Consider the following 13,343-nt stretch of genomic DNA (forward strand, 5'->3'; position numbering starts at 1 on the left):
CTCAGTCGGCCGGAAGCTCGAACCGGTGCATCTCGTCGTCGAGGCCGCGATAGGTCCAGGCGAGTGCCTTGAAGAAGGCGTGGCCGGCGTCGTTCTCCCGATCGACGAAGGCGAGCCAGCCCGTGTTCCTGGCAAATTCGTGGGAACTTTCAGTTGGCTGGCTCAGGCGCGAGCGCAAATTTGACGCCTTGGGTCTGAAGATAATCAAGTATTGCATAAATCATGATCAGGATGCCGGCCAATTCCAGCGTCTCTTCGATCGTTGAGGCGAATAGATAGGACGCGTTGAAGAAGGTTTCGTCGGCCAGGAATGCGCCGATCCCTTCGAAGAGCAGCGCGCCAGTCACGAATACCGTGCCTGCAATGAAGAATAGTACTGCTGTGCGTCGAGGCAGCGCGACTAGCCAGCGAACATAAATCACGCCAACAATACCCACGACAAAAGCCGCAGGTATGATCCACGAGAAAAAGGGATGGCTGGTGCCGGGGATAACGTAGCCCTCAGCCCGCCACAGGCCATGCATGTCCGTTGCCTCGTCAAGCGACATGTAGAAGAACATCGCTGCCAGACCCCACCATGCGACAGAGGGGAGCGATTTTAAGCGCTGTACCCATGCAGCAACAGCCAGAGTACAGGCCGTCGCGAATAGTTGAACGATAGAAAACCAGGTTGGAATGTTCATCTCACGATTGAGGTCGAACAGATGTCCGGCGCGATCTATTGGCAGCATCGCAATACCGCAGGCTCTCGTGTACCAGCACATCATGATGAGAGAGTGCATGGTCACTAGAAATGCGATTGTGATTGTCAAAGCCAACGCAATGGACGATGGGCTGATACTGAAGTGCCGGTGTGCCGGTGCCTGTTTCATGGTGCCCCCGAAGGCATTTAGCGGCCTGGTTTTGTTGCAACGACAGGTTCGCTTCAACGAATTGGCTGCTACCGTTGCTTGTTTTTTCTCTGCCGTCAATTTCCGAGGCGTCCCGTTGAAGCTAGACTTCCAGGTATTGGTCGTCGAGTTCGGGCGCGGTCTGCATGGGCAGGCGCAGGCGCATGGCGTCGGGCTTCAATCCTTCGCCACTACTTGGCCGGGAACTCGCGACCTCTGGAACCAGTGTCGGCGTCCGGCGTTGATGGTCTCGAACGCAGCCGCCCGAGGCTTCTCGCATCGGCGGCGTTTGCGTTAGAAGCTGGTTCGCGAAAAATGCGGAGAAGGCAACGGGTTGGGGCCGTCCGGTGTTGCTGGAATGGTCGAACGCTCTGGTTCTTGAGCCGAGGGTAGATCATGGCGCCACGGTCGTTTTGGAAGGGTTATCTGAAGCTCTCGCTCGTGACCTGTCCGGTGGCGATGGTGCCGGCGACGACCGACAATGAGAAGGTGCGCTTCCACACGCTGAACCGCGCCACCGGAAATCGCGTCGTCAGCCAGTATGTCGACGGCGAGACCGGCGACGTCGTCGAGGACGACGACCAGGCCAAGGGATACGAGCGCGGCGAGGACGACTATCTCCTGCTCGAGGATGACGAGATCGCCTCCGTCGCGCTGGAGAGCACCCGGACCATCGACATCGAGAGCTTCGTTCCGCGCGAGGACGTCGACTGGATCTGGTACGACAAGCCGCACTACCTCGTGCCCGACGATCCTGTCGGTGAGGAGGCGTTCGCGGTCATTCGCGACGCCATGGGCTCGACCGGGACGGTCGGCATTTCGCGGCTGGTGCTCTACCGGCGCGAGCGCGCCGTGATGCTGAAGCCGCGCGACAAGGGCATCGAGCTCTGGACCCTGCATTTCGGCGACGAGATCCGCGAATCCGGCGCCTATTTCGAGGCGATCGGCGGCGCCGAGGGCGATCCCAAGCTGATGGAGATGATGCAGGCGCTGATCGAGGCGCGGACCATCGAATGGTCGCCGTCCCTCGTCAGCGACCCCGTCCAGGAGAAGCTGCTCGAGATCATCGCCGCCAAGAAGAAGGGCAAGAAGCCCGCGCTCGCCAAGCCGAGGCCGAAGAGCGAGGACAATGTCGTCAGCATCTTCGACGCGCTGAAGCGCAGCCTCTCGGCCGAAACGAAGCCGAAGAAGGGTTGAGCGCCCGCTGCCTTCGTCAACCCGATCCGCCGGCGCTCACTTGCCGTCCTTGCCGGGGGCACGCGCCCTGGCCGTGCGCGCGGTTTCCAGCGGCGCCGCCGCCTTGCGGAAATCGGCCCAGGGATCCTGCTTCAGGGCCGTCAGCCGTGTCGGCAGGTTGAGCACGGTGAAATGGGCCGGGCCGATGCCGGGGGCGAGTTCGTCCCAGGCGAGCGGCGCCGAGACAGGGGCGCCGGGGCGGGCGCGGGTGGAGTAGGGCGCGACGGCGGTCTGGCCGCGCTGGTTGCGCAGATAGTCGATCAGGATCCTGCCGGTGCGCTTCGCCTTGGTGATGGTCGCGACATAGGCGTCGGGGCTGTCGGCCGCCATCGCGTCGGCCAGCGCCTTGGTGAACGCCTTGGCCGCCGGCCAGTCCGCCCTTGGCTTCAGTGGCGCGACGACGTGCAGGCCCTTGCCGCCGGAGGTCTTCACGAACGCTGCCAAGCCGGCGTCGTCGAGGCGCTGGCGCACCTCCTCGGCCGCCGCGATCACCGCCGTCCATTCAACGCGCTCGCCGGGGTCGAGATCCAGGATGATCATGTCCGGCCGCTCCCAGTCGGCGACCGTCGAGCCCCAGGGATGGATTTCGAGCACGGCGGACTGCACGAGCGCGATCAGCCCGTCGAGGTCGTCGATGCTGATCAGCTGTTCGATTTCGGGCGTGGCCGGGTCGTCGACCAACCGGATCGCCGGGTAGATGCCCTTCCACGCATTCTTCTGGAAGAAATTCTCGCCCTCGATCCCGCTCGGGCAGCGCAGAAGCGAGAGCGGCCGGCCGGTCACGAAGGGCGCGATGCGCGGCCACACCTCGGCGTAGTAGTCGGCCAGTCCTTCCTTGGTGACGCCGACGTCGGGCCAATAGATGCGGTCGGGATGGGTGAGCTTGATGCCGTGCTGGATCACCTCTGCTCTAGGCTTCGCCTTCGAAATCGTCTTGCCGGTCTCCGTCATTCCGGGCACCTCCCGCGTGATCTCGTCCGCCGCCTTGTCTTCGCGCAAGCCGCGAAACGCAGCATGGCGGAGATGCCCGTCGGCGGTCCAGGCCCGGAACTCGACCTCGGCGACCAGCTCGGGACGGACGAAGCGCACCTGTCGGGCTTCCTCGGCCGTCAGCGGGCGACCAAACGGGTTGGTCGTCGTTCGCATCCGCTCCAGACGCGCATAGAGCTCCTCGGCGAGGCGGGCGCTGAAGCCGGTGCCGACGCGGCCGACGGGGATCAGCGCGCCATTGTCATGGATGCCGAGGACCAGCGAACCGATCGCGCGCCGCGAGGTCGAGGAGGGGACATAGCCGCCGATGACGAATTCCTGCCGGCCCGAGCATTTCGCCTTGAGCCAGCTCTTGCTTCGCCCGGAACGGTAGGGCGCGTCGGAGCGCTTGGAAACGATGCCCTCGAGGCCGAGGCGGCAGGCGTGCTCGAAGACGCGTGCGCCGGCGTCGACGAAATGCTGGCTGAAGCGGATGATTGGCCCGCCGGCGGCGATCACCGCCTGAAGCGTCGCCTTGCGGGTTTCGAGCGCCACCTCGCGAAGGTCGTAGCCGTCGAGGTGGAGCAGGTCGAAGGCGTAGAAGACGAAGCGGTCGCTGCGGCCTTCGCTGAGATCGGCCTGCAGGGCGGAGAAATCCGAGACGCCGGCCGAGGTCTCGACGACCAGCTCGCCGTCGATCAGTGCGGTGCCGACAGGCAGCGCCTGCAGCGCCGCCGCGATCTCCTTGCCGAACTTCTTCGTCCAGTCGAGGCCGCTCCGGGTCGAGAGCTTGACGCGACCGGCGCTCACATGGGCCTGCAGACGATAACCGTCAAACTTGATCTCGTGCAGCCAGCGTTCGCCGGCCGGCGGGCTGGTCGCGAGCGTCGCCAGCGCCGGTTCGACGAAGGCCGGCATCGTCGCCTTCTTCGCCCCTTCGATCGTGGCGGGGTCGGGCAGGGCAGGGAGGGCGGCGTCAGGGGCTGAACTGTCCTCTCCCTTCGCCCCGCGGGACCGGGACGCAGCCTTCTTCTTCGCCGACTTCTCGATCTTGCCCGTCTTCGACGACCAGCCCGGCTCCTCGCCCTCGACATCGGCGATGGCGCGGCCGGTCTTCGCCGAATCCGGCTGCTCCTCCAGGATGTCGGGCGCGCCGGGCGGCCGGGCCGCGTCGTCCTCGGCCTTGATCAGCAGCCAGTTCTCGCGCTTTTCGCGCGGCTTTCCCTGCATTTTCACGAGATGCCAGCGGCCATGCAGCTTCTCGCCATGGAGCTCGAATTCGAGGTGGCCCTTGGCATAGCCCTTGTGCGGGTCGCCGACCGGCTCCCAGGTGCCGCGATCCCAGATCAGCACGGTGCCGCCGCCATACTCGCCCTTCGGGATCGTGCCCTCGAAGCCGCCATAGTCGAGCGGATGGTCCTCGACATGCACGGCGAGGCGCTTCTCGGCCGGATCGAGGCTCGGCCCCCGCGTGACGGCCCAGCTTTTCAGCACGCCGTCCATCTCGAGGCGGAAATCATAGTGCAGGCGGGTGGCGTCGTGCTTCTGGATGACGAAGCTGTGCCCGGCCTTCGCCCTGGCGCGCCTGCGGCCGGACGGCTCCGGCGTCGTCTTGAAGTCGCGCTTGCTGCGGTAGGTCTCGAGCGTGGCCACCATGCCCCCCTTTCATCCTGGCCGTTCGGAAGGGTCAGCTCGCCTTGCGCCGCGGCGTCGTCGGCTTTGGCGCCGGCTTGGCGCGCGCGGCGGTCTTGGCGCGGGCGCTGGTCCGCTGTTTTGCCGGCGCAGCTTCGGCCTTCGCCGGAACCGCTCCCTTGCCGACGCCGGCGCTTTCGCGCAGCGCCGCCATCAGGTCGACGACTTTGGCGGTCTTCGGCGGGGTGGGCGCGGTGAAGCTCCGGCCTTCCAGCTTCGCCTTGACCAACTCGGCAAGCGCTTCCTCGTAGCGGTCGTGGAAGACGGCCGGATCGAAATGGCCGCGCTTGGTGGCGATGATGTGCTCGGCGAGTTCCAGCATCTCGCCCTTGATGGTGAGGTCGGGGAGGCTGTCGAACACCTCGCGCGCCGGTCGGACAGCGTAGTCGAAGCTGAGCGTCGTCGCGGCCATTCCGTCCTCGTCGGCGCGGATCAGCACGCTGCGCATCTTGCGGAACAGCACGGCGCGGGCGATCGCGGCGGCGCCGCTCCTACGCATGCCGTCGCGGATCAGCGCATAGACCTCCTGCGCCGTCTTGTCGGCGGGGGTGAGGTAGTAGGGCCGATCGAAATAGATGTCGTCGACGGCGTCGAGGGCGATGAAATTGTCGACGGCGAGCGTCTTGTCGCTCTCCGGCTGCACCGAGGCGATCTCCTCGGCGTCGATCTCGATATATTCGCCGGGGCTGATCTCATAGCCCTTCACCTGGTCTTCCGTCGCCACCGGCTTGCCGGTCTCCTGGTCGACATATTGCCGCCGGATGCGGTTGCCGGTGTTGCGGTTGATGGTGTGGAAGGCGATGCGCTCGGAGGTGGAGGCGGCCGTGTGGAGCGCGACGGGACAGAGGATCTCGGCGACCTTCAGGTAGCCCTTCCAGACTGCACGGGGAGCCATCGGCATACTCCTACGCCACGCTTCGCCGCCCGGCGGCAAGGACCCTCTGAAAACGAGTCCAATGACGCAGCCGCCGATTCAGTTCCCGATTGTGTGCGGTCGTGGGAAGGAAGTGGCGGGCCGGTGGTCCGGCCCGCCGCCATCGTCCTAGGCGAAGGGCGTCTCGTCGAGGAAGCGCTCGAGCACGTTCCAGGTGATGCGCGAGACGTTGTTGTCATAGTCGTTGTGCAGCAGCGAGCCGCACCAGGCGATCGACGAGGTGGCGAAGATCGCGCCGCCCGACGGCGTCTCGCCGAAGGCGAGGTCGGCGTGGACGCGCTCGTTCTGGTCGCCGCCGAGATTGGGCGGCACGACGCCGAACTCCTCGTTGACCAGCATCATCATGCCGCTGTGGCCGTCCGAGGAGGCGAGGCGCAGCATGTTGGGCGGGCCGCCGAGATTGGGCGTGATGCAGTCGAGCTCGATGCCGGCGGCGCCGCCGCCGACCAGGCCGAAATCGCCGATGATCTCGTCCGGCACGTCCTTGAAGATGAAGGCCGCGCGCGGATTGTCCGCGTCGGGCGCGCGACGGTAATAGGTCGAGATGTCGAAGCCCTGGGCGATGAAGCCGACGCCGGCCATGACGTTGGGCGCGCGGCCGATGCGGCGCCAGAGGCCGCCGAACTCGCCGTTGAACGACTGGTAGTATTCGCCGGGCTCCGCCGCCCAGGTGCGGATGCCGTCCTCGGCGCGGCGCACCTCGATGACACCGGGCTCCGTCTTGTGGAAGCCGATGCGCCAGTACCAGCCATTGCCGCCCATATACATGAGCCGGCCGCCGCGATCGATCCACGCCTTCATGCCGTCCCACATCGCCGTCGAATGGTATTCGGGATGCGTGCCGGTGATCACGACGCGGTAGTCGGCGAGGAGGTCGTAGCCTTCCTCGTGCAAATCCTCGTCGGTGATCAGGTCGTAGTCGACGCCCTTGTGGTCGAGCCAGTCGAACAGGTGCGTGTCGGCATTGTACTGGTAGAGCGCCGAGCCGGGGCCGCCGAGCCAGGAATGATAGCGCGGCGAGAAGTTGAGGTTGGGCCGCAGCCGGCTCGAATAGCAGACGCCCGAGCCGTCGGCATGGGTGTCATATTGCGAGCCGCCGAGTTCCGGGTGGTCGTACATGTAGAGGTCGGCATGGCCGAAGGTCAGCAGCCGGCCCATCTGCCGCTCCGCGCCGCGCGCCGTGATGTGTTCGGCGTGGTTGCAGTAGGAGAGATAGGACATGGTCGGCGCCAGCACGACGACGGACGGGCGCTTGCCGCGCTTCGCCTTGTCGCGCGGCGGGCGCACGAAGAACGGGATGTAGGTCTCGCGCGTCGCCGTCTCGTCGCTGTCGCCGGCGCGGGCATGCAGCGCATAGGCGCCGCTCTTCAGGTCCTCGGGGATCGTCAGCGTGACCGAGGTCTCCCACTGGGCATCGTAGATGTCGTCATGGTGGAAGTGCACGGCGCCGTAATGCTCGGGCTTGCGCGGCCAGGCGTGCTCCTCGCCGGTCCAGTTGTGGCCCTTCATGCCGCGCGCCGGCATCTGCATCAGCCGGCCGTGCCGTCCGAACGGGCCGACGTCGATGGCCCGCACGCTCTCGATCTCGCGGGAGAAATCCCAGTGCGCGATCACCGCGGTGCGCAGGTCGCGCGGCGCGACGCCGGCCAGCAGCGCGTCATGATCGGCATGGGAGCGCAGGCCGGTGAGCAGCATCGGGCCGTCGATCTTGCCGTCGAAATGATGGCCGACGGTGCCGTCGGCCTCGGGTCGGCCGGCGAGGTAGAAGGGGGATTTGACGGCCGGAACCGAGAGCCGAACACGGCCGCGGAACTGGCCGTGGTCGCGGATCACCGCATAGGCGGCAAGCGGGCGCTGGTCGAGCGTGACGGCGCCGCTGGCCGGATCGAAGGTGACGGCCAGCTGGTACCACTGCCGTTCCAGCATCGGATGGTCGACGCGCACGGTCTCCGTGCCGCCCGCGCCGTCGCCGACGGTGAGCGACAACCGGCCCTCGTCGCCGATGCCGACCGAGATTCCGGCGTTGGTGGCCGCGTCCCACTTTGCCGCGATTACCTGCTCGCCACGCGTCGGCAGGGTCGGCCAGACGAAGGCCAGGAAGGTGAAGGGGTGGGCCGAAATCGCCGGGACGCCGTCGGCGATCATGTAGGAGCCGGCGTCGATGCGCTGCGGCTTGCCGGCATGGGTGCCGTCGATCTTGGTCGGCACATGCGGGAATTTCAGGCCGGGGCCGGCCGGGTTGCAGTCTCCGTTCACCACCCGGACGAGCCGGGCCTCGAATTGTTCGCCTTCCTCGAGCGAGATCTTGAAGGCGATGTCCTCGCCCGGCGCTACGCTGTAGCGGTCCGGGTAGCCGACGATCTTGAGCATGGAATGTTCCAGATTGGCGCGTGAAAACGGGATCGCCGGAGGGCGATCGGCTGGTCTGGCCTGGGACTAGTCGCGGAGCGGACGGTTGATGCTCTCGCCGGTCAGGAGGCGCCAGCGGCGGCGGAAGACTTCCCACTCCGCCTCCTCGATGTCGGTGAAGACGAGGTTTTCCTCGACCGCGATCGGCTCGCGGCGATCCGCCGGCATCATGCCGAGCACCCATTCCTCGAACGGGCGGCGGCAGATCAGCACCACCTGGCGGCCGGACGGATCATGGCGCATGAGGTTGAGCAGGCGCTGCAGGCCCGGGCTGTGCGCACCGATCGGCTTCTGGCGAAATTCCTCGATGTAGTGTCGATCGATCTCGGGATCGATTTTGTAGACCATGAAGCACTCCCCCTTGCGCATGCGATTCTACAGTGGGAACTGAAGCAGCTCCGACAAGACAAGGCCAGCCGCGCCGAGCAAGGCGGCGCGGTCCTCCGTTTCCCCGATGGCGAAGCTGATCTCCCCCCCGCTTCGCGATGGTACGAGGGCGCGGACATGTCCGGCAATCGCCTCGGCCATGAATTCCCCACCGCCGACGACGTCGCCGTGCAGGATGTAGAAGTTCGGCGCCACCGTCTGCTGCAGATTGGCGATGCCGACCGCGACGTTGCGGGCATAGAGATCGAGCAGCGCCGCCGCCCCGGAAGAGCCAGCCTTGGTCAGGGCGACGAGACGGCCCGAATCGATCGCATCCGGATCGTCGATGCCGATGGCGCGCGCCTGTCGGCGCAGCCAGCCGAGCGTCGCGATCGTCTCCCAGCAGCCGCGCCGGCCGCAGGAGCAGAGGTCGCCGTCGACCTGCACGAAGGTGTGGCCGAGCTCGCCGCCGGCGCCGCTCTGGCCGCGATAGAGATGGCCGCCGAGATAGAGCGCGCCGCCCAGCACCTCGCCCGTATAGACGGCGGCGAAGGTCTGCTGCCCGCGTCCCTTGCCGAACCAGCGATCGCCAACGAGCAGCGCGCGCGGATGGTGGTCGAGCAGGGCAGGGAGGCCGAAGCGCTTCGTCAGCATGTCGCCCAGCTCGAAGTCGTTGAGCACGGGGGCGAGGTTGACGGCGATGACCGCGCGGCGGTCGGTGTCGACCATGCCGCCGACGGCGACGCCGATGCCGAGTGGTTCGCGCCGCGCGGAGGCCAGCGTCCGTGTCGTGCAGCGCTCGATCGCCGATCGGACATCCGCGATCTGCGGCCGCTCCTCCGGAAAACGCTCGCTCTCCAGCGCCGAGATCGAGCCCTCGAGCGTGACCAGGCAGGTGTGGACGGCATCCGGCATCAGCAGCATGCCGCAGATCGGTCGTGCGTCGGGTGAAAACCACAGCGGCCGCGCCGGCTTGCCGCCGGCCTCGCTCGGCCGGATGGGACGGCCCTCGACGAGCACCTGCTGGTCGAGCAGCGGCTGGACGATGCCGGAAATGGTGGTGCGGTTGACGCCCGCCAGGCGCGCGAGCTCGGCCCGGCTGGTCGGGCCCAGGTCGAACAGCGCCTGCAGCACGCGGCCGCGATTGGCCGATCCGACCATCGAGGACGAGAGCAGCGACCGCCCGAGCCGCGCCGGCTTGCTGTCGCCGGGCGCGTCCTCTTCCTCGGTCGGCCAGAGCTGCGCCGGATGTTCGCGCTCCATCGGTCCTCGTCATGCGGCTTGCAGGGAAACGTGGGCCAGCTCTTAGCAGGAATCCGCGCTTCTTCGCCTGCGGGTCATCGACTTCCGAAATAATTCTTAGCCCAGGCTCGGGGCGTTGACGAGATAAAATGTTTGTGCGAGCCTCAAACTAACAAGATGATCCAAGCGTCGTGGCAGCCTTCGTCGGGAACCGGAGCTGCGAATTTCGCGGCGCTCAAGATTGGTCATGAAGAACGGGCGTCGGGCACGGATCCGGCGTCAATAAACTTCCAGGAAGGAGAGTGGGGACATGAACGACTTCAATATTTCTCGCCGCAATCTTCTGAAGAGCGGCGTGGCGCTCGCCGGAACAGCTGCGATCGGCGGTGCCTGGCGGCCGCGCCGGGCGATGGCTGCCGATAAGACATTGCGCGTGCTGCTCGCCGGCGACCCTTTCTACTATGCGATCGAGGGGTTGAAGGACCAGTTCGAGCAGGAGACGGGCGTCAAGGTCCAGATCGAGGCGATCTCGCTCGAAGCCCTGCAGGCCCGCTTGACCTCGTCCTTCGTCAGCAACGAGCCCGACGCCGACGTCATCTCCGTCGACCAGATGTGGCTCGGCCAGTATCTCGAGAGCAAGTGGATCACCCCGCTCAACGAGATGATTAAGGCCGACAGCGACGTCAACATCGAGGACTTCATTCCGGAAGTGATCTACTCGATGAACACCTGGCGTGGCGAGGTCGGCACGCTGCCCGTCGCCGCCTATGGCCAGATGGTGCTCTATCGCAAGGATTTCGCCGAGAAGGCCGGCGTCGCCGTGCCGGAGGATGGCAGCTGGACGTGGGAGCAGTATCTCGCCGCGATCCAGAAGATGAACGGTCAGGATTTCGACGGCCACAAGATGAGCGGCACCGTGCTGGCCGGTCAGCAGCCGGCGCCGGTCGTGCACATGTACACCCAGCTCGCCGCCAGCATGGGCACGCGCTGGTTCAAGAACTTCCCGGCCGGCACGCCCTGGGATTTCCAGCCGACGATCAACAGCCCCGAGAATCTCGCGGCGCTCAAGATCTTCGCCGAGCTGTACAAGAACGCCCCGGCGGAATCGGTCGGCTACAACTGGTTCGACGCTGGCATGCGCTTCGCCAAGGGCGATGTCGGCATGTTCTACTGGTGGACGCCCTATGCCTACCTTTGCAAGAAGGACGGCTATATGAGCGGCAAGGACTCAGTCGTCGCCGACAAGCTCGGCATGGCCCGCCTGCCCAAGGGCCCGAACACCGAGCAGGTCGTCTCGCTCGGCGGCCATAGCCTCGGCATCACGGCGAACACCGCCAACCGCGACGCGGCCTGGCAGTTCGTGAAGTGGGCGACCTCGGCCAAGACGCAGAAGGCGATGGGCCTCTACGACAAGTATGGCCACCAGTTCTCCGACTTCGCCCGCAAGTCGCTCTATTCGGACGCGGAACTGCTGAAGATCTACCCGCATCTGACCGCCCAGCTCGGTGATCTCGAGCGCGGCAACGGCAAGATCGTCCGTCCGCCTTGCCCGGTCTACACGACGCTCGAGGGCATCTACGGGCTCAACCTGAACAAGGTGCTGACCGGGCAGCTGACGCCGGAAGCCTGCCTGTCCGAGACCTCGACCTTCTTCGAGACCATCCTCAAGGGCAACTTCCTGATCCCGTACCAGCAGCCCTCCTTCGATGACACGCTGGCTGCGACCAAGAGCCTGGTGAAGTCCCTGGCCTGACGTCGGAAGGCCGGGGTTCCGCGACAGGGACCCCGGTTCGACTAAGGGCGGAGGAGGCGATCCTCCCGGCCTCCTCCGTCCTCTTTTCGAATGGAGCGTCCATGTCCGCTGTTACCCTCGCCGCGCCGCCCAAGGCGCGACGGCGACTGCCCGACTATACCCCGTGGCTGCTGATCAGCCCGTCGATCCTGCTGCTTCTCGCGCTGATCGCCTTCCCCCTGCTCTTCGCGCTGAAGAACAGCTTCTATTTCTGGAACCTGCAGATGGGGCCCGCGCCGATGGGCTTCATCGGCTTCGACAACTACAAGATGGCGTTGTCGAACGGCATGTTCCTGGGCTCGCTCTGGACCACGCTGCAGATGACGCTGGTCGGGACGGCGGTCGAGTTCTGCCTCGGCCTCGCGATCGCGCTGCTGCTGCTGCGCCGGCTGCCGGGCATCAAGCTCACCCGCGTGCTGCTGATCATGCCGACCACGATCGCGCCAATCGTCGTCGGCTTCCTGTTCCGCTACATGTACGACCCGAATGGCGGACTGATCCCCTGGCTGCTGACGTCGGCGGGCATTCCGCTGCCGGCGGCCGGCCTGCTCGGCTCGCCGTCGACGGCGCTCTGGGCCGTGCTCTTCGCCGACATCTGGCAGTGGACGCCGTTCTTCGCCATCGTGCTCTATGCGGCGCTGCTCGCCGTGCCCGGCGAGATCGTCGAGGCGGCGCGGGTCGACGGCGTCTCGCCCTGGAAGCAGTTGCTGCACGTCAAGCTGCCGCTGATCCGCAAGACCGCGCTGATCATCGTCATGCTGCGCTTCATGCAGATCTTCAACACGTTCGACCTGGTCGTCGTGCTGACCAAGGGCGGGCCGGGAACCGCCAGCCGCACCCTCGGCTACAGCCTCTATCAAGCCGGCATGGTCGATTTCAACATCGGCCTCTCCAGCGCCATGACCTGGATGATGGTGATCATCGTCAACGCGATCATCGGCCTGTTCGTCTTCTTCGCGTTCAAGGATTGGGACTGACATGGAAGGCACGGAAAGCACGACCGGCCGCCTGCTCGGCCTCGCAGCGATGGTGCTGCTGCTGCTCGTCTTCATCGGCCCGATCCTCTGGTTCGTGCTGCTCGCGATCCGCCCGGCCGAGACCTATTTCGCCATGCCGCCGGTGCTGTCGTTCACGCCGAACTGGGAATCGATCCGCTACACCTTCTTCGATCCCGGCAATAACGCGCCGCAACTCGGCAACAGCCTGATCGTCGCGATCGGCGCGGTGGCGCTCAACCTGCCGTTCTCGTTCCCGGCCGCCTATGCGCTGTCGCGCTACAAGATCCGCGGCCGCAAGCACATCATGCTCTGGTATCTCGGTCTCCTGATGGCGCCGCCGGTCGCCTTCCTGATCCCCTATTCGATCCTCGCCAGCATGGCGGGGGTGAAGGGCACCTATTTCTCGATGATCCTGATCTCGCAGACCCTGACCATTCCGTTCTCGGTCTGGCTGATGCGCTCCTTCATCGACGAGGTGCCGATCGAGATCGAGGAGGCGGCCCGCATCGACGGCGCCGGCACGACGACGATCCTCTTGAAGTTCATCCTGCCGATGGTGATGCCCGGCCTCATCGTCACCTCGATGTTCGCCTTCGTGTTCTCGTGGAACAACGCGGCCTTCCCGCTGGTGCTCGCCAACCGCAGCACGACGACTCTGCCCATCGGCACGCTGCAGTATTTCGGCACCGCCGGCGTCACCTGGGGCTTCATCGCCTCGGCCGCCGTCGCCGCCATGATCCCGCCCATGCTGATCTTCCTCGTGCTCGACCGCTATGTCGTCCGAGGCCTGACTTTTGGTTCCGTGAAAGGATGAT

11 protein-coding genes are annotated in these 13,343 nt (G+C 65.8%); 4 read left to right on the forward strand and 7 right to left on the reverse strand.

Annotated elements, in window-relative coordinates:
• Window position 1: 1 nt before the first annotated feature.
• On the reverse strand, window positions 2-178 hold the full coding sequence (locus G539_RS26950) for a hypothetical protein (protein ID WP_156911839.1): 177 nt from the start codon (window positions 176-178) through the stop codon (window positions 2-4).
• Window positions 150-872, reverse strand: a complete 723-nt coding sequence (locus G539_RS26955; RefSeq protein WP_156911841.1) for a hypothetical protein — start codon at window positions 870-872, stop codon at window positions 150-152. The genes G539_RS26950 and G539_RS26955 overlap by 29 nt, the downstream gene beginning before the upstream one ends.
• Window positions 873-1,286: 414 nt before the next feature.
• Here G539_RS26955 and ku (G539_RS0105335) point away from each other — a divergent pair, with 414 nt between their 5' ends.
• A complete protein-coding gene (gene ku / locus G539_RS0105335; protein ID WP_029074282.1) occupies window positions 1,287-2,087 on the forward strand; it encodes a non-homologous end joining protein Ku in 801 nt (266 codons plus the stop codon).
• A 36-nt stretch (window positions 2,088-2,123) separates the two neighbouring features.
• Here ku (G539_RS0105335) and ligD read toward each other — a convergent pair whose 3' ends face one another.
• From ligD to G539_RS23750, 5 genes are all read right to left on the reverse strand, one after another.
• Window positions 2,124-4,751 carry a DNA ligase D gene (ligD, locus tag G539_RS0105340; RefSeq protein ID WP_029074283.1) on the reverse strand — a complete coding sequence of 876 codons (2,628 nt, stop codon included), beginning with the start codon at window positions 4,749-4,751 and terminating at the stop codon, window positions 2,124-2,126.
• Window positions 4,752-4,782: 31 nt separating this feature from the next.
• Window positions 4,783-5,682 carry a non-homologous end joining protein Ku gene (gene ku / locus G539_RS0105345; protein WP_029074284.1) on the reverse strand — a complete coding sequence of 300 codons (900 nt, stop codon included), beginning with the start codon at window positions 5,680-5,682 and terminating at the stop codon, window positions 4,783-4,785.
• Window positions 5,683-5,829: 147 nt separating this feature from the next.
• Window positions 5,830-8,091 carry a N,N-dimethylformamidase beta subunit family domain-containing protein gene (locus G539_RS0105350; protein WP_029074285.1) on the reverse strand — a complete coding sequence of 754 codons (2,262 nt, stop codon included), beginning with the start codon at window positions 8,089-8,091 and terminating at the stop codon, window positions 5,830-5,832.
• 66 nt (window positions 8,092-8,157) lie between these two features.
• Window positions 8,158-8,478 carry a N,N-dimethylformamidase alpha subunit family protein gene (locus G539_RS0105355; RefSeq protein ID WP_051231124.1) on the reverse strand — a complete coding sequence of 107 codons (321 nt, stop codon included), beginning with the start codon at window positions 8,476-8,478 and terminating at the stop codon, window positions 8,158-8,160.
• Window positions 8,479-8,505: 27 nt separating this feature from the next.
• Window positions 8,506-9,759, reverse strand: coding sequence for an ROK family protein (locus G539_RS23750; protein WP_035830431.1), 1,254 nt, complete (start codon window positions 9,757-9,759; stop codon window positions 8,506-8,508).
• A gap of 289 nt (window positions 9,760-10,048) precedes the next feature.
• Between G539_RS23750 and G539_RS0105365 the strand changes: the two genes are divergently transcribed.
• The 3 genes from G539_RS0105365 to G539_RS0105375 all read left to right on the forward strand — a co-directional run bounded on the left by G539_RS0105365 (window position 10,049) and on the right by G539_RS0105375 (window position 13,342).
• Window positions 10,049-11,491: a substrate-binding domain-containing protein gene (locus G539_RS0105365; protein ID WP_029074287.1), complete on the forward strand. Its 1,443-nt coding sequence runs from the start codon at window positions 10,049-10,051 to the stop codon at window positions 11,489-11,491.
• Window positions 11,492-11,592: 101 nt separating this feature from the next.
• The gene (locus tag G539_RS0105370) at window positions 11,593-12,507 is read left to right on the forward strand and encodes a carbohydrate ABC transporter permease (protein WP_029074288.1); all 915 of its coding nucleotides are present in this window, start codon (window positions 11,593-11,595) and stop codon (window positions 12,505-12,507) included.
• A 1-nt stretch (window position 12,508) separates the two neighbouring features.
• Complete coding sequence (locus G539_RS0105375) at window positions 12,509-13,342, forward strand: carbohydrate ABC transporter permease (RefSeq protein WP_029074289.1); 834 nt, start codon at window positions 12,509-12,511, stop codon at window positions 13,340-13,342.
• Window position 13,343: the final 1 nt, after the last annotated feature.

It is taken from the genome of Kaistia adipata DSM 17808 (assembly GCF_000423225.1).
Classification (GTDB): domain Bacteria; phylum Pseudomonadota; class Alphaproteobacteria; order Rhizobiales; family Kaistiaceae; genus Kaistia; species Kaistia adipata.